Source organism: Candidatus Protofrankia datiscae (genome assembly GCF_000177615.2).
GTDB classification, from domain to species: Bacteria; Actinomycetota; Actinomycetes; order Frankiales; family Frankiaceae; genus Protofrankia; species Protofrankia coriariae.
The window spans coordinates 1736984-1754191 of record NC_015656.1; the positions used below are offsets into that span (position 1 = coordinate 1736984).

The window sequence follows — 17208 nt, forward strand, 5'->3', positions numbered from 1 at the left end:
CTTTTCAGATCATCGGTTGCTGCCCGCCGCATCAGCGGGGGTGCGGCGCGAGCCAGACCGTCGTGTCCGGGGGGAGCGTGAGGGTGGTTCCGTCGTAGCCGACCGGGCTGCTGGCCAGGACGAGACGTCCGGGTATGACCAGGTCGACCTCTGCGTCGGCGGTGGACATGACGCAGGTCAGGCCGGTCACGCCGGAGGTGCCCGGCAGGGTGTCGGCCGGGCGGCGCGTGTGGGACGTCTCCGACGATGCGCCGGTCGCGCCGGATGGTGCGTCGGATGCCCCGGACAGCGCGCCAGAAGCGCCCGGCGGTGCGTCGGAGGCGCTCGGCGGCGCCGGGCGGTCGAAGGCCAGGACCGTGGGCGGGGTGTCGTCGCGCCAGCGCAGCCGGCCGGCGCCGAGCATGGGCAGCGCCCGTCGTAACGCTAGCGCCCCACGCGCCAGGACCAGTGTCGACAGCGGGTCGGGCGCCTGCGCGGCAACGGTCAGCTCGGCCCAGCCGTCGGGCTGGGGGAGCCACGGCGGCACGCCGTCCGCGCTGAACCCGTACGGCGTTCGCTGCCCCGACCAGGGCAGGGGGACCCGGCAGCCGTCCCGGCCGGGACGGCTGTGCCCGGAGCGCTCCCAGACGGGGTCCTGCCGGTATGCCGGCGGCACGTCCACCTCGGGCAGGCCCAGTTCGTCGCCCTGGTAGAGGAAGACCGGGCCGGGCAGCGCGAGCAGGGTCAGCAGCGCGGCGCGGGCCCGGCGCAGGCCGGTCTCGCCGCTGCCGTACCGGCTCGCCGGCCGGGTGACGTCATGGTTGGCCAGCACCCAGGTGGTGGGCGCGCCCACCTCGGCGGTGGCGGCCAGGTCCGCGGCGATCGCCGTCCGCCAGGCCGGCGCCGACCAGGAGGCGGTCAGCAGTGAGAAGGCGAATGTCAGGTGCAGTTCGTCGGGACGCACGTAGCGGGCCAGCCGCTGGGGGTCGGCCACCCAGGTCTCGCCGACGAGCATCCTGGCCCGCCCGTCGCGGCGGCGGTAGTCCTCGACGATCGCGCGCCAGCGCTGGTAGATCTCGTGCACGCCTTCCTGGTCCCAGTGGTGGGGCTCGGCCCGCTCGCGGAAGAAGGGGATGCCGTCGGGCGGAGGCGGCGGGTTGTCCGGCAGCAGGTCGTTCTTGATCAGGCCGTGGGTGACGTCGATGCGGAAGCCGTCGACGCCGCGGTCGAGCCAGAACCGGACGGTGGCGTCGTGGTCGTCGCGGACGCGGGGGTGCCGCCAGTTCCAGTCGGGCTGTTCCGGCGCGAACAGGTGCAGGTACCACTGGCCGTCGGCGACCCTGGTCCACGCCGGCCCGCCGAAGACCGACACCCAGTTGTTGGGTGGCTCGTCGCCGTCCGCGCCGCGTCCGTCGCGGAAGATGTACAGGTCCCGTTCTGGTGCGTCGGCGCCGGCGGCCAGCGCGGCGCGGAAGGCCGGGTGGGCGTTGCTGGAGTGGTTCGGGACGAGGTCGACGAGCACCTTCAGCCCGTGCCGGTGCGCTTCGGTGAGCAGCGCGTCGAAGGCGGCCAGGTCGCCGAAGAGCGGGTCGACGGCACGGTGGTCGGCGACGTCATAGCCGTGGTCGGCCATGGGGGAACGGTAGAACGGAGTGATCCAGATCCCGTCCACGCCGAGGTCGCGCAGGTAGGGCAGGCGGGTGGTGATGCCGGCGAGGTCACCGACCCCGTCGGAGCCGGAGTCGGTGAAGCTGCGGATGTAGACCTCGTACAGCACTGCGTCGAGCCACCAGTCAGCCATGGCCTCATCCAATCCCGGGGGATTTGTCGTTGTCCGGCGTCTCTCGATGAACGTCGTCGAACGTCGTCGGATCCTTCCGGCGATCGTGAGGATGGCTTTCGGACGCGGAATATCGAATGATCGAACCGCCTTCGGCCGGCTGCTGAGGAGGCTGTCGCCAGGCACGGTATCCGATAACCGAACTAGACTTCGCCAGGTGGAGGAGGTGACGGCACGTTATCAACTGACTTCAAAAGGTGTGCGCAGTCCGTTCGTGCTTGTCCGGCAGGCTGTGTATGAGCGAACCGGACGCCTCGGCGGCGTTCTGAGCGGCCGTACGTTCAGCGGTAGATTCGTCGCCGGCGGCGGTGGCGATGCCGGCGCTGCCAGCGACGTCGGTGGGAACAGCGGGGCCGGCCGCGCTCCGGCCGCCCGCGGCGCGGCCGGAGCCGGCGGCACGGTGGGCGGCCCCGTCCGTCCGGACGAGGTCCAGCCGGACGCCGGCCGGGCGACCGCTGGCCGGGCGACCGTTGGCCGGACGGGGGCAGCGCGTACCGGGACGGCGGCGGGCCGGCTCGGAGCCGTCCTGGCCGAGATCGGCCGGGAGACCTGGTCACTGGGCCAGATGCCGCTGCGCCAGATCCTGGGCCGTCCCCGTGAGCGGGTCCCCGACCGGCTTGAGCTGGAGCATCTGGGTTATCTGTCCGACGCCGGGCTGGTGCTGTCGAGATCCCTCGACCCACAGCGGATCATCGATATGATCGCGGCGTTGGCGGTACCACGGCTCGGTGACGGCGTCATCGTCTTCCTCCGGGACGGCGAGAAGGTACGCCTCGGCACGATCATGCACCGCGACAGCCGGGCCGCCGGGTTCCTGCGTGACTTCCTCCCCTCCCGGCTGCCGACGCTGGACAGCGAGGACGGGCCCGGCCTCGTCCTGCGGACGGGCCAGACCTGGTACATGCCGTACCTGACCGACGAGTTGCTGGCGCGGATGTCCCCGACGGGGATGACGGACATCCCCTTCCCCGACTTCCTGAAGGGGCCGATCATCACCGTTCCGATGCCGGGGCATGGCCGGGTGCTCGGCGCTGTCACCCTGCTGCGCCGCTCGGAGACGTACACCCCCGTCGACATCAGCCTTGCCGAGCATCTGGCCCGGCGGGGGGCGGCCGCGCTCGACAACGCGCAGCTCTACAGCGTCGAACAGGAGTCCGCGCTCACCCTGCAACGCTCGCTCCTGCCGGAAAACCCACCTGCGCTGCACGGGGTGGAGATCGCGATGGAATACCGCCCCGGAACGGCCGGGACGGAGGCCGGCGGCGACCTGTACGACGTGATCGCGCTGCCCGGCGGCCGGGTCGGGATCGCGATCGGGGACGTGATGGGGCGCGGCCTGCACGCCGCCGCGGTGATGGGGCAGCTGCGGGCGGCGTTGCGGGCGTACGCGCTGGAGGACTGGCCGCCGGCCGAACTGCTCACCCGGCTCGACCGGGTGGTGGACTCGCTGCCCGGGCTGCACCTGACGACCTGCATGTACATCGTCTACGACCCGGCGGCCCGGCGGGCCACCGTGTCCAACGCCGGGCATCTGCCACCGCTGCTGGTCATGCCCGACGAGGAGCCGGACTACCTGGTCCTCGACCCGGGCCTGCCGCTCGGCGTCGGCGGTGTCGGGGTGTTCTCGGAGACGTCGCTGGAGCTTCCGCCCGGCTCCGGCATCGTGCTGTACACCGACGGGCTCGTCGAGTCGCGCAGGCGTCCGCTCGAGGACGGCATGGACCGGCTGCGCCGCGGGCTGGCCAAGGCGATGGAGAACGCGACGGAGTGCACGGCGGAGGGCACGGCGGGGTGCACGGGAGAGGGTATGGCGGCGGTGGACGCCGGGGTGCCCGCCGCGGGGGCTTCTTCGTCCGGTTCCGCGCGGGCGCTGCTGCGCCGGTGCCTGGCCGCCGCCGGGGTGGCCGTGCAGACCGACGACGACACGGCACTGCTGGTGATGACCACCTATCCGTCCCGGCCGGCGCTGGTGGACGTGGCGCTGCCGGCCGAGCCCGAGTCGGCAGTCCGGGCCCGTTCGGTGGTCGGGCGGGTCCTCACCGGGCGGCGTCTCGCCGCTGTCGCGGACGACGCCCTGCTGCTCGTCAGCGAGGTGGTGACGAACGCGGTGCTGCACGCCCGCAGCGATCTGGTGTTACGCGTCCACCAGGAGGGGGACCGGTTACGGGTCAGCGTCGATGATCGGGAAGGTACCCGGATGCCTCGACGGGTCTCGGGCGATGACGGGGAGTCGGGCTGGGGCCTGAAGATCGTCGATATGCTCGCGCGCGGGTGGGGTGTGGAAACCACTGGCGACGGCAAACGGGTGTGGTTCGATCTGGCGATCCCGGCGAGCGGCGACACCAACGGGACGCCGTCACCCTGACGGGACGTTGCCACCCCGACGGACGCTGCCATCTCGACAGGACGCTGTTACCCCGGCGAGGCCGGCCGTCCGCCCGAGGTCAGGCGGACGCGGCCTCGTCGCCGTCGGAGCTGAGATAGCGCGACCAGCGTGGATCCATCCGACGGCTGCCCAGAATGCGCCAAGCGGCTCCGCTCGGCGCTCGAGGCGCCGTGCGAAGCCGCCAACCGAGATCGGCAACTGCCCGGTCGGCTTTCAGATGATTGCAGCGGCCGCAGGCCGCCACCACGTTCTCCCATACATGCGCGCCCCCGCGGGAGCGGGGGATGACGTGATCCAGCGATGTCGCCGGCGCACCACAGTAGACGCAACGGTGATGGTCCCGAGCTAGCACCCCTTTGCGGGTGAGGGGGACCTGCGAGCGGTAAGGTACACGGACGAACCGGGCCAGTCGCACAACGACAGGCACCTCGACCGTGTACGTGGCCGAATGGAGAACCTTGTCCCCGGGCTCGACCATGACTGCTTTCTCGGTGAGCACGAGCACCAGCGCACGCCTCTGTGAAACCACGCATAACGGTTCATACGTGGCATTGAGAACCAGCGCCTCTGTCACGCGCCGACCTCCTCGCCCTACCGGATGGCGGCCGTCACAAGCTAGCCACCGGTGACACTGAGACAGTCAACCGCCTTCGGGCCCCGAACGCGAGTGGGTTCGCGATTGTCGTCAGGTAATCATTGACACACCGCGCAACTCGGCTCGTGTTTCACACGCTCAGTGTGACAGATCGTCGTCGGCGCGTCATAGCCGGGCGTCAGCCCCCTCGTCCGGGGGCTGACGCCCACAGGTAAGACTGGACGCGGCCGGATCCCCGGGGGACGTCCATCGGAACATTCGCCAACCGATCACGTGTGAGGAGCTGACTGGAGGCCGTGGCCAACTCCCCGTTCCTGCTTGCCCAGTCGTTCGGGTCGTTACTGCCCTCGGCGGCCGAGGCGTCGAGCGCGGCGCCATCGCCCGCCGCGTCCGTGAGCGCGCCCGTACCGACCCCGACCGACATCCCGCCGCCGTCCAGCCTGGACCAGCTCAGGAACGCGCTGCAGAACGCCTGCGGAGACCAGCCCGGGGTGCTGTGCCGGACGGTCTACGACATCACCCACAGTCAGTACCTCGCCGGGGGTGCCGACGTCTTCGTCGGCACCCCGCTGAAGATCGTGCTGATCCTGGTGGCGGCCTTCCTCATCCGGTCGCTGCTGCACCGGTTCATCGTCCGGACGACCCGCCGGGCCTCCAGCGGGAACTCGGGAGGGTTGTTGCGTTCCGGGCGCACGGTGCTGCTGGGCGCCTTCGGCGATCCCACCGTGCTGCTGGAGCGGCGCCGGCAGCGCGCCGAGACGGTCGGATCGCTGCTGCGCAGCGTCACGTCCATCATCGTCTTCGGGATCGCCTTCGTGACGATCCTCGGCGAGCTGGACATCAACCTCGCGCCGATCGTGGCCAGCGCCGGGATCGTCGGTGTCGCGGTCGGCTTCGGCGCGCAGAACCTCGTCCGGGACTTCCTGGCCGGCATGTTCATGCTGCTGGAGGATCAGTACGGGGTGGGCGACGTGATCGACGTGGGGCCGGTCAGTGGGAACGTCGAGGCGGTCAGCCTGCGCGTCACCCGCCTGCGCGACGTCGAGGGCACCGTCTGGTACGTGCGCAACGGCGAGATCGCCCGGGTGGGGAACAAGGGCCAGCAGTGGGCACGGACAGTGCTCGACGTACCGCTCGACTACGACACCGACGTGGCCACGGCCAAGCGGATCCTCAAACGGACGGCGGACAAGCTCTGGACGGATCCGCGGTTCGCCGCCGCCATCCTCGAAGAACCCGAGGTGTGGGGGATGGAGACGATGACCGCGGACGGCTACACACTGCGCGTCATCGTCAAGACCCAGCCGCTGAAGCAGTGGGACATCGCCCGCGCCCTGCGGGAGCGCTTCCGTGCGGCGCTGGACGCCGAGGGCATCGAACTCGGCAGCGTCCAGCGCAGCGAGGTCGTCATGATCGACGATGATGAGGAGGAGAAGAGGCCGGGCGCCGACGAGGAGGAGGACGGCGGCGCCGACCCGCGGGCGGCGGCCAACGTGACCGACAGCGGGCCCATCGCGGAGCTGCCCCGACCCGCGCGCTCACCGGTCGGCCGGTCATCCGGTCCGGCGTCCGGCTCCAGCTGAGCCCGCCTGCGCGGCGCTCCACGGCCGTGCCGGCTCCGCCATCGGGGCCGGACGGCCGGGGGAGCGTGGTCGGTGGGAGCACGACCGGCGGGAGCGCGGCCGGTACACGGCTGGTAGCTGAACCGCTGATAAGGATCACGGTAGGCGAAGCTGAGAGTTGCTCGCACCGGCTCCCGCCACGGTGTGGGCCGGGCAGACTGTGTGATGTGCGTGTACTGGTGGTCGACGACGAGCCGGCGGTCCGGGAGTCCCTCGAACGGTCGCTGAGGTTCGAAGGTTACGAGGTCAGCTCCGCCCAGGACGGCGCCGAGGCGCTGGACGCCGTCACCCGCGACCGGCCGGACATCGTCGTGCTCGACGTGATGATGCCGCGGGTGGACGGCCTGGAGGCCTGCCGGCGGCTGCGGGCCCGCGGTGACGACCTACCCGTCCTCATGCTTACTGCCCGTGACGGGCTTGCCGACCGGGTGAGCGGTCTGGACGTCGGGGCCGACGACTATCTGGTCAAGCCGTTCGCGTTGGAGGAGCTGTTCGCCCGGCTGCGTGCCCTCACCCGCCGGGCGTCGCTGTCGGCCCGGGCGGCCAGCGCCGCCGCGGTGGCCGCCGGCGGGTCCGCGGACTCCGCCGGCCCCGGCCCGGGGCGGCCGCAGGTGCTGACGTTCTCCGACGTCCGGCTCGACCCGGGCAGCCGGCAGGTTACCCGTGGTGACCGTGAGCTGACCCTCACCAAGACCGAGTTCGACCTGCTCGAGCTCTTCCTGGCCCATCAGCGCCAGGTGCTGTCACGTTCGACGATCATGGAGAGGGTGTGGGGCTACGACTTCGGTCCGTCCTCGAACTCCCTTGAGGTGTTTGTCAGCTATCTGCGCCGCAAGCTGGAGGCCGGCGGCGAGCCCAGGCTGCTGCACACGGTCCGTGGGGTCGGCTATGTCCTGCGGGAGACGGCATGACCGGCAGCGCGCCGCGGACGGTACGGCGTGACGGACGGTACGGCGTGACGGACGGTACGGCGTGACGGATGGTGCGATGCGAGGAGGGTATGGGCGGGTACGGCCGCCGGTGACACGGCAGGCCCGGGTGTGACGGACGGCGGGAGGAAGCGTTGGACAGGCACGGACGACGTCCCGGCCGCCGTGACCGGGCCGGCTCCCGGCCCGTCACGTCCCGGCCCGCCGCCTCCTGGCCGGTCGCGCCCCGCTCGGCCGCGTCTCGCTCGGTCACGCTCTGGCCTGTTGTGAAGGCGCCGGCATGACGGCGCGGTCAGGATGAGTGCCTGGCCCGGCCCGGACACCACCGGGTGGCAACAGGGGGCGCCGGTGGAGACGGCCGGAATCGGAAGTCCCGGACACGCCGCCGCGGACAGGACATCCTGGCGGCGGCGTTTCGCACACAGCCATCTGTCGCTGCGCAACCGGATGGTGGTGCTGATCGGCGTCGCGGTGGCCGCCGTCGTGGCCGTGGTCGCGGGCGTGGCGCTCGCCTCGACCGGGATCGTGCTCAACAACTCCATCGACGACCAGCTGACCGAGCAGGCCCAGGCGGTGGCCCGGACGGTCATGCCGAGCATGCCACCGGGCGCTCGCGGCCCGCGATGGCTGACCGGATCCAACTTCGGCCTGCCGGCCCAGATCATTCTCGAGGACGGCAGCACGGCCACCTGGGCGGGGCAGTCGGTGACGCTGCCGGTGAACGACACCGACCTCGCCGTGGCCGAGGGGGTCACGGACAAACAGTTGCGTACCGTCACCGTGGATGGTGCGCGTTACCGGGTGGCGACCGTTCCCCTGCTGTTCGTCCCCGGCCGCACCCCGGGCGCGATCCAGCTGGCCCGACCCATGGCCGACGTCGACAGGACGCTGCGCACCCTCGGGCTGATCCTGCTGGGGGTGGGCGTGGCCGGCGTGGCCGGGGCGGTGCTGCTGGGCAGGCTGATCGCGCGGGCGTCCCTCAAACCGGTGAACGCAGCCGCGGCCGCCGCCGAGGAAGTGGCCCGCACCCAGGACCTGTCCGCGCTGATACCTGTCACTGGCAGTGACGAGATTGCCCGGCTGGCCAGCAGCCTCAACAGCATGCTGCGGGCACTGGAGGCATCCCGGGCCCGCCAGCGCGAGCTCGTCGACGACGCCAGCCACGAGCTGCGCACCCCGCTGACCAGCCTGCGCACCAACATCGAACTGCTGTTGCGGGCGGAGGCCAACCCGCGGCGCGCGCTGCCCGCGAACGACCGGGACGCCCTGTTGCGTGACGTCGACGCCCAGATCCGGGAACTCAGCGGGCTGGTCAGCGAACTGGTCGAACTGGCCCGCGACGAAGCTCCCCCCGAGGACGTGGAACGCACCGACCTGACCGAGATCGTCCATGCCGCGGCGGAGCGGGTACGCCGGCGGGCCAAGGCGAAGAACGTCCAGATCGTGGTGACCGCGGTCTCGTCCCCTGTCGACGGGCGGCCGCACATGCTGGAACGGGCTGTGACGAACCTGCTCGACAACGCGGTGAAGTTCTCCCCTCCGCAGGGTGAGGTGCTGGTGGCTGTCGGGAACGGCGAGGTCGTCGTCACCGATCAGGGTCCGGGCATCGCGCCGGAGGAGCGCCTGCGGGTCTTCGACCGGTTCTACCGCGCCGCGTCCGCGCGCGGGCTGCCCGGCTCCGGGCTGGGTCTGGCCATCGTCGCCGATGCCGCGGCCATGCACGGCGGAAGCGTGCGGGCCGAGGAGGCTCCGCGCGGAGGCGCGCGCATGCGGCTGTCACTGCCGGTTCCCGGGGACGTGTTGTGGTCGGCACCGTTCGAGGCGGGCAGCGACGGTGGTCTTCCCGGCGGTTGGGACGAGGTCAGCTCGGCAGGGCCGGCCGGGTTCGCCCGGGCGTCCGACCACGGGCCCCGGCGGGCGAGAGGATTCGGCCGTGGCCTCTGACGACAGCGACAGCAGCACCGGCAGCAGCACTGACAGTAGCGGCGGCTCAGATACCGGCACCGGTCCCGATGCCGGTATCGGGAACGGCACCGACAGGGGGACCGGCGCAGGAAGCGGCAGCGGTCCGGGCGCCGGCAGCGGTGCCGGCAGCGGCCCCGCTGGCCAGGCCGCGGGGAATGGCCGCGCCGTCCGGGCCGGCGGCATCGACCCGCCGCTGGCGGAGCTGGCGGACGTGTACGGCGTCGCCACCCGTTACGTCGACGCCGACGACCGGGAGGTCGCCGTCGACCCGCAGGTCGTGCGGGCGGTGCTCGGCCTGCTCGACGTCGACACGGCGGACCCGGCCGCGGCCCTTGCCACGGCTCGTGACGCGCCGTGGCGGCGTCCGCTGCCCGCCTGTGTGATCGTACGGCGGTCCGCGCCCACGCCGGTGATCGCGCGGGTGCCCGCCGGCACGGTCCCCGTCGCCGAGCTGGAGCTCGAGGACGGTGGGCGCCGCGACCTCACCGGATGGGGCGCGACCGTCGGGCGGCGGCGGGTCGACGGCCGGGAACTCCTCGGCGTCCCGTTGGCCCTGCCCGCGGGCCTGCCACTGGGCGATCATGTGCTGCGGCTGCGGGCCGGTGCCGTCACAGCCACGGCACAGCTCGTCGTCGTGCCGGACGCGGTGCCCGGCCCGGCCGGGGCCGTTCCCGGCCGGGCCTGGGGATGGATGATCCAGCTGTACGCGCTGCGGTCGGCCGGCTCGTGGGGGATGGGCGACTACGCCGACCTCGCCGACCTCGCGGCCTGGTCCGGCGGCGAGGAGGGCGGGCGCGCCGACGTGCTGCTGGTCAATCCGCTGCACGCGGCCGCCCCGACGTTTCCCGTCGAACCGTCCCCGTACTTTCCGGCGAGCCGACGCTTCGCCTCCCCGCTGTACCTGCATCCGCAGGACCTGCCCGAATACGCCCGGGCGGACGCCGCCACCCGGACCCGGGTCGACCAGCTCGCCGCCACCGCCCGCGCCGCGGCCGCCGCCGACCCACCGCCGGCGGACGAGCCGCGGGACGGCGAGCCCGCGGATACCGGGCTGGTGGCCGTCGAACCCGCGGACAGCAGCCCGGAACATGGTGGGCTGGCGGGGGACGACCCGGGGGAGGCCGGGCCGGCCGCGGGCCGTGCCGGGCTTCTGGACCGGGACGCGGTGTGGCGGGCCAAGCTCGCCGCCCTGGAGCTGCTGTTCAGTGTCTCCGGGCCCGGAGAGGTCGCTGGACCCGGCGAGGCGGACGGACCGGAGACAGGGCACGACGGCCTCACCGACTTCGCGACCTGGTGCGCTCTTGCCGAACGGCACGGCCCGGACTGGCGGCGCTGGCCGGCGCACCTGCGCGACCCGCACAGCCCCGCCGTCGCCGCCGCCCGCGTCGAGCTGCGGGAACGGATCGCCTTCCACCGCTGGCTGCAGCATGCCTGCGACGCCGAGCTCGCCGCCGCGCAGGCAGCCGCCCGCGACGCCGGGATGACCGTCGGTATCGTGCACGACCTCGCGGTCGGCGTGGATCCGGGTGGCGCGGACGCCTGGGCGCTGCGGGACGTCTTCGCCGCCGGTGCGACCGTGGGCGCGCCCCCGGACGGGTTCAACCAGCAGGGCCAGGACTGGGCGCTGCCGCCATGGCGGCCCGACCGGCTGGCGGAGACCGGCTACGCGCCGTTCCGGCAGATGGTCGCCGCCGTGCTCCGCCGGGGTGGCGGCATCCGGGTCGACCACGTCCTCGGCCTGTTCCGGCTGTGGTGGATCCCGACCGGGAACTCCGCGGCGGCGGGTACCTACGTCCGCTATGACGCCGACGCCATGCTCGGCCTGCTCGCGCTCGAGGCGGCCCGGGCCAGGGCGCTCGTCGTCGGTGAGGATCTCGGCACGGTCGAGTCCTCGGTCGCGGCGCGGCTGGCCCGCGCCGGGGTGCTCGGCTCGACCGTCGCCTGGTTCGAACGCGACGCCGACGGTGAGCCGCTGCCGCCGCGACGCTGGCGGGAACCGGCGATGGCGAGCATCACCACCCACGACCTGCCCACCGTCGCCGGCTACCTCACCGGCGCGCACGTGCGGGTCCGGGCCCGCCGTGGCCTGCTGCGACACTCACCAGATGCCGAGCTGCGGGCATGGCGGCGGGAACGGGACGCGCTGATCGCGCTGCTGCGGGCCGAGGGCCTGCTGGCCGTGGCTCCCACCGCCGTGGACGATCTCGACCAGTCGGCGCTGCGCGAGGTTGCTTTCGCCCTGCACGGCCTGCTTGTCCGCTCGCCGGCACGGATCGTGCTCGCGGCGCCGGGCGACGCCCTGGGTGACCTGCGTCAACCGAACCTGCCCGGCACCGTGGACGCGTACCCGAACTGGCGGCTGCCGGTGACCGACGCCGACGGCCGGTCCGTCACCGTGGAGCGGCTGCGGGCCGACCCGCGGGTACACCGCCTGGCCGGGCTGCTCGCCCAGGTGCGCGAACAGGCCCGGCGGGCGTGACGGTGGCCGACGGCGACGGCGACGGCGGCTGGAGGGAGGCGACACGGCCGGCTGGAGGTGATGGTGGCCGAAGGCGCCGGCGGCCGGCGGTGGCAGCGGCCGAAGGCGACAGCAGACGATGGACTTTGCTACGTAAAGTAATGATCAGGCCGTGGTCGGGCTGGGCTGCCTGGCGGGGCGTACCGCCTGGACTCGGTTTCAGGCGACCATGGGCCAATCACCCGGTAACCTTCGCAACGTGACTCGTCGACGTCCTCGGCTGACCACCACCCGCCGCGTACTCACCGTCGTGACGCTGGCTGTTCTCGCTCTTCCCGCGATGTGCGGCGCCGCCCTGGCGCAGGACATCGGGGATCGGTACAGTCCCGATCCGCTCACGCCGTTGGAGGCCTGGGCCGTCTACGGCGGGACGATCATCGGCGGGTTCCTGGTCGCGATCGGGCTCACGCTGCTGTCGAGCCGGGGCAGCGGCCCGTCCCGCTACCGGCCGGGGCGGTCCTGGGAGCATGACGAGGTCTGGGTCGGGGATCCGCCCGCGGCCGCCGCCGAAGGTGAGCACCCGCACGTGGCCTCACCCGGCGCGGGCGGTGCCAGTGGCAGCTGGTGAGCCCTTCACCTGGGAGCAGCGCGACCGGCTCGAACGGGCGCGGGCGGTAGCGCAGGCCCGCACCGGCATCCGGTTCGCCGTCCGGGTGGGCGCCGTCGACGACGACCCGGCGCTGTTCGCCGAACGGCTGCTGGCCAACCTGGTGGGACGCCCGAGCGATCCGGCTGTCGCCATCCTGGTCTCTCCCGGCCAGCGGTTCGTCCACATCGGGACGACGCGGGGGGCCAGACAGCGCGTCACCGACCAGGCCGCCGGGCTTGCCGTCCTGACGATGACCTCCAGTTTCGCCCTCGGCGACATCGTCAACGGGATCGTCAACGGCCTGCGCCAGTTGGCCGACGCCGCCGGCCCCGACCCGTCCGCCTCCCACGGCGGGCCGACCAGGGTGTTGGTCTCGCTCTGAGGCGGTTTGTCGGGCAGCGGCTTGTGGGGCAGCGGCTGTTGGACAACAGCTTGTCGGACACAGCTTGTCGGATGTCGTGCACCGCCCGAATCGCGATCGTGTCGTGGTAGGCGCGATCGCGATGTTGTATGCCAGGCCCGCTCCGGGGCCGTAGGCCGGCGCCATGCCCGGTCGGGCTGCCTGGCCAACATGTCCCGGTTGACGTCACCAGTTTTCCCGTGGACAGGGCGGGCGTCGTTGTTCAGCGGCCTCCCGAACAGCCGAAGAACACGCGATTTTTTCCGTGCGCGGTGGACGGCCGTGTTCGTCCGGGTCCCGCGGATTTCGCGATCCCTGTTCGTTCTTCCTGATACCGCGTCAGCCGGTGTCTGCTCTGGCCGTCGCGTCCAGGTGGTCCTGGCAAGGCGTCGGGAACCGTCGTGTAGCGGCGCTACACGAGGATTCTGGCAACGCCGCCAGGGGCCCCGCCCGGGCGTGGCGGACAGGGTGAACATTGGCTGACCGCAAACTACTAGACTGTCGCTGCTTAGTTCTGGTGTGTCTTGTGTCTGGGTGAGAGGGTTGGGTCTGGCAGGTCTCCCCGTCCCTCTGCCGGTCAGGACTGTGTCGTGGGTTCGCAGAAGAAGTGGCCGGTCACCTTGACCGAGGCTGATCGTGACGAGTTGGTTCGGGTGACCTCGACGGGGGTTCATCCGGCGTCGATGATCCGGCGGGCGCGGGTCCTGCTCGCGTTGGACACCTCGGTCGGCCCGGTTGCCTCCCAAGAAGAACTCGTGGTCCGGGTCGGGGTCTCGGGTGAGACGCTGCGGCTGGTCGCGAAGCGGTTCACCGAGACCGGTGGGGATGTGGGGCCACGATCGGTCGGAAGGCACGGGAGCTTCCCCCGGTGCCTTCCCCGGTGACCGGCGAGGTTGAGGCCAGACTGATCGCGCTGGCATGCTCGCAGCCACCGGCTGGTTATGCACGCTGGTCGCTGCGGCTGTTGGAAAAGCACGTCGCGCTGGTCGCCGACATCCCGGACCTGGACCATTCCACCATCGGCCGGGTCTTAAAAAAACGAGGTTGCGTCCTCATCTGAGGAAGTGCTGGACCATCCCACCGAGGGCGAACGCGCAGTTCGCCGCGCGGATGGAAGACGTTCTGGCGGTCTACGCCCGGCCCCACAACCCGGGCGTGCCCGTGGTGTGCATGGACGAGAAGCCCTACCAGCTGTTGGCCCACGCCCGCGACCCGATCCCCGCCACGCCAGGGCGTGACCGGCGCGAGGACTCCGAGTACGTGCGCCACGGAACCTGCTCGATCTTCTGCTGGGTCGAGCCACTCGCCGGCTGGCGCCGCGTCCAGGCCACCCCACGGCGCACCAGGATCGACTGGGCACACCACGTCAGGCGCCTGCTCACCCTCGACTACCCCGACGCCGAACGGGTCGTGCTGGTCATGGACAACCTCAACACCCACGACATCTCCTCGCTCTACGAGGCCTTCGACCCGGCCGTCGCGTTCGCACTCGCGCAACGACTCGAGATCCACCACACCCCCAAACACGGCTCCTGGCTCAACATCGCCGAAATCGAACTCGCCGCCCTGACCCGCCAATGCCTCGACCGCCGCATCGACACCCTCGACGTCCTGAACACCGAACTCGACGCCTGGCAGACAGCCGTCAACGCCAACCAGCGCCAAGTCAACTGGCACTTCACCACCGATGACGCCCGCACCAAACTCCGCCACCTATACCCCACACATTAGCGGCGACAGTCTACTAGTACGGGCCCGCCGGCAGCCGGTGCCTTCCTTTCCATTTCTTTTCCATGTTGTTTTCGGACGGTTTCCTGATGTTCATCGCCGTTTTCCTCCTACGTCCACCGGTTTCGTCCTAGTGTTACCGACGGCCCGGACAATCCCGTCCGGAAGGGCTGTCGGCGACGAAAGAGCAGGGAATTCACCGCCGCCGGCCCGGCGCTGTCACCGTATTTTGGGGGTCGGTAATGGAACGGCGAACATTCTTGCGTTCCGCTGTCGCCGGAGCGGGTGTTCTCGCCTTTTCCGGCGCGATGTGGGACACGGCTCTGGCCGCTCCCGCCCAGAACGGTCCCAGCCCCTACGGATCGCTGCTGTCCGCCGACGCCAATGGTGTCATGCTTCCCAGTGGCTTTACCAGCCGCATCGTCGCCCGTTCCAGCCAGGTGGTCTCCGGGACCAGCTATACCTGGCACAACGCCCCGGACGGCGGCGCGGTCTTCCCGAACGGCACGGGCTGGATATACGCGTCCAACTCCGAGGTCGGTAGCGGTGGCGGTGGCGTCTCGGTGCTGCGGTTCAACTCCAGTGGCACCATCATCTCCGCCCAGCGGATCCTTTCGAACACCAGCTCCAACTGCGCGGGCGGGGCGACCCCCTGGGGCACCTGGTTGTCGTGCGAGGAAACCTCCACAGGGCAGGTCTGGGAGACCTACCCGGCCACCGGCGCGTCCGCCGTGAGCCGTCCGGCCATGGGCCGTTTCAAGCATGAAGCGGCCGCGGCCGACCCGGTCCGCCAGGTCATCTACCTGACTGAGGACCAGACCGACGGCTGCTTCTACCGGTTCCGTCCGACCACCTGGGGAAATCTCTCCGCGGGCACCCTTGAGGTGCTGGTCGCCGGCAGCGGCACGTCCGGGACGTTCACCTGGCAGACCGTCCCGGACGTGGACGGCTCACCGACCGCCACCCGCAACCAGGTGTCCGGCGCGAAGCACTTCAACGGCGGCGAGGGCGTCCACTACGCGAACAACACCGCCTGGTTCACCACCAAGGGCGACAACCGGGTGTGGGAGCTGCACGTCGACACCAACACGTTCGAACTCGCCTACGACGACTCGCTGGTGTCTCCCGGCTCCGCCCCGCTGACCGGCGTCGACAACATCACCGGGTCGACATACGGCGACCTGTACGTCGCCGAGGACGGCGGCAACCTGGAGATCTGCATCATCACCCCGGACGACATCGTGGCTCCCTTCCTGCGCCTGGTGGGCCACAACTCGTCCGAAATCACCGGCCCCGCCTTCACCCCGAACGGCCAGCGGCTGTACTTCTCCTCCCAGCGAGGCACCACCGACTCCGCCTCCGGCGGCATCACCTTCGAGATCACCGGCCCCTTCCGCACCTGACCCGACCAGGTCAGGCCGACCGACGGACCGGCGCGGCCTGTCCGGCCGGGTGCGGAGTGCTCCCAGCCGGACAGGGCAGGCCACAGGCTCGCCCGCCCAGCGGCTCAACCACCCAGCGGTGCCACTGGACTCCCGTAGCAGTCGACCGTCCTCGGCTGGATACCGACGATCGCGAGCTTGCACGGCTCATGGTCGTTCTTCTCCACGTCAGTGGCCTGGGACATTCCCGGTAGCCCAGGCTTGGGTATGTCACGGTCTGTCAGATTGACACGGAGGATGGTGAGCTGTCTGTCTGTGGACGTTTGCGAGCTTTGGAAATTCCTGGTTCCGGTAGCGCCTTCCTGGTCCCCCGCCTTCTGACCTATTGAACCGTCGTCGGCTGGCTCAGGAGCAGGCGGCGGCTTCGGCGTCCCTGACGCGGGCGCGCAGGGTGCGGAAGTCTGTAGTGTGCCGCCCCGCAATGGGACTCCCGATGGGGGACTCCCGATGGGGGACTCCCGATGGGACTCCGCAGCCTGCTCACCGAATGGCCACAGCTGTTCCACCGGCCGGACGGCTATTCCACCAGCCGTACGGCGCAGAACGGCATCGCGGCGCGGGCCAGCCGGCTGTCGGAAGTCACCAGAGCAAGATCGCGCGCTTCGGCGAGCGCGACATATGCGGCGTCGTAGCCGCTGATCCCGGATCGAAGCTGCCACATGCGAGGCAGCAGCGCATCGATACGGACATGGTCCACCCCGAGATGAGGAAGCCGGGCGATGGCGCTACGCGCCCGCTCTTCACTGATTTTCTTACCGAGCGTGAGGCCATGCATCACGGAGAAGACCTCGACCATCCAGTGTTCGGGTGCCGCCCACTCGGTGTCGTGTCCCAGCGCCACCCGTGCCCGCTGGCCGCGCTCGTCGGCGTAGACCAGCGCGTTCGCCAGGACGGACGCGTCAACGACGATCAACCGGCGCTGTCGCTGTCGGGCCGGCCGCCGTTACGCTGGGCGCGGGCGGCCGCGAGGACCTGTGCGGCGTCAGGTGCATCTGGGCCGGCTCCGTCGCCGCCCGCGAGCTCACGCTCGACCGCCGCGAGTATCCGCCGGTTCCGCGCGAACCGCGCCTGACGGGTGAGCATGCCCAGCAGGAATGCCTGCAGGGACTGCCCCTGCCGGCGGGCGTCCTCACTCAGCGCGTCTCGCACGTCCTCCGGAACATCACGTATCGTGATGGTAACCGTCATGCCTGCATTCTGCAGGCATGGTCAAGT

Annotated in this window: 13 protein-coding genes and 1 pseudogene; 10 read left to right on the forward strand and 4 right to left on the reverse strand. The window is 71.1% G+C overall.

What is annotated here, in order from left to right; all coding sequences use genetic code 11:
- Positions 1-31 precede the first annotated feature (31 nt).
- Positions 32-1780 (reverse strand): glycoside hydrolase family 13 protein, encoded by a 1749-nt coding sequence (locus FSYMDG_RS07245; RefSeq protein ID WP_013872910.1) that lies wholly within the window; start codon positions 1778-1780, stop codon positions 32-34.
- 238 nt (positions 1781-2018) lie between these two features.
- Between FSYMDG_RS07245 and FSYMDG_RS22870 the strand changes: the two genes are divergently transcribed.
- Positions 2019-4184: an ATP-binding SpoIIE family protein phosphatase gene (locus FSYMDG_RS22870; protein ID WP_050803385.1), complete on the forward strand. Its 2166-nt coding sequence runs from the start codon at positions 2019-2021 to the stop codon at positions 4182-4184.
- 79 nt (positions 4185-4263) lie between these two features.
- Here FSYMDG_RS22870 and FSYMDG_RS24180 read toward each other — a convergent pair whose 3' ends face one another.
- Entirely contained in the window at positions 4264-4779 is a 516-nt protein-coding gene (locus FSYMDG_RS24180; protein WP_013872912.1) for an HNH endonuclease, read from the reverse strand.
- Between the two features lie 317 nt (positions 4780-5096).
- Between FSYMDG_RS24180 and FSYMDG_RS07260 the strand changes: the two genes are divergently transcribed.
- From FSYMDG_RS07260 to FSYMDG_RS07300, 9 genes and pseudogenes are all read left to right on the forward strand, one after another.
- A complete protein-coding gene (locus FSYMDG_RS07260; protein ID WP_013872913.1) occupies positions 5097-6383 on the forward strand; it encodes a mechanosensitive ion channel family protein in 1287 nt (428 codons plus the stop codon).
- 206 nt (positions 6384-6589) lie between these two features.
- On the forward strand, positions 6590-7333 hold the full coding sequence (locus FSYMDG_RS07265; protein ID WP_043603195.1) for a response regulator transcription factor: 744 nt from the start codon (positions 6590-6592) through the stop codon (positions 7331-7333).
- 315 nt (positions 7334-7648) lie between these two features.
- Positions 7649-9295 (forward strand): HAMP domain-containing sensor histidine kinase, encoded by a 1647-nt coding sequence (locus tag FSYMDG_RS07270; RefSeq protein WP_131772330.1) that lies wholly within the window; start codon positions 7649-7651, stop codon positions 9293-9295.
- Positions 9285-11795 (forward strand): 4-alpha-glucanotransferase, encoded by a 2511-nt coding sequence (malQ, locus tag FSYMDG_RS07275; protein WP_013872916.1) that lies wholly within the window; start codon positions 9285-9287, stop codon positions 11793-11795. Before FSYMDG_RS07270 ends, malQ begins: the two co-directional genes overlap by 11 nt.
- Positions 11796-12033: 238 nt before the next feature.
- Complete coding sequence (locus FSYMDG_RS07280) at positions 12034-12402, forward strand: hypothetical protein (RefSeq protein WP_131772331.1); 369 nt, start codon at positions 12034-12036, stop codon at positions 12400-12402.
- Positions 12389-12805: a DUF5130 family protein gene (locus tag FSYMDG_RS07285; RefSeq protein ID WP_013872918.1), complete on the forward strand. Its 417-nt coding sequence runs from the start codon at positions 12389-12391 to the stop codon at positions 12803-12805. The genes FSYMDG_RS07280 and FSYMDG_RS07285 overlap by 14 nt, the downstream gene beginning before the upstream one ends.
- Positions 12806-13413: 608 nt before the next feature.
- Positions 13414-13883, forward strand: a pseudogene (locus FSYMDG_RS29555) (helix-turn-helix domain-containing protein).
- Entirely contained in the window at positions 13868-14554 is a 687-nt protein-coding gene (locus tag FSYMDG_RS28100; RefSeq protein ID WP_237702726.1) for an IS630 family transposase, read from the forward strand. Before FSYMDG_RS29555 ends, FSYMDG_RS28100 begins: the two are co-directional and overlap by 16 nt.
- A gap of 239 nt (positions 14555-14793) precedes the next feature.
- Positions 14794-15954 carry an alkaline phosphatase PhoX gene (locus FSYMDG_RS07300; protein WP_013872919.1) on the forward strand — a complete coding sequence of 387 codons (1161 nt, stop codon included), beginning with the start codon at positions 14794-14796 and terminating at the stop codon, positions 15952-15954.
- A 556-nt stretch (positions 15955-16510) separates the two neighbouring features.
- Here FSYMDG_RS07300 and FSYMDG_RS07305 read toward each other — a convergent pair.
- Entirely contained in the window at positions 16511-16906 is a 396-nt protein-coding gene (locus FSYMDG_RS07305; RefSeq protein WP_013872920.1) for a type II toxin-antitoxin system VapC family toxin, read from the reverse strand.
- On the reverse strand, positions 16903-17181 hold the full coding sequence (locus FSYMDG_RS07310) for a FitA-like ribbon-helix-helix domain-containing protein (RefSeq protein ID WP_013872921.1): 279 nt from the start codon (positions 17179-17181) through the stop codon (positions 16903-16905). Before FSYMDG_RS07310 ends, FSYMDG_RS07305 begins: the two co-directional genes overlap by 4 nt.
- Positions 17182-17208: the final 27 nt, after the last annotated feature.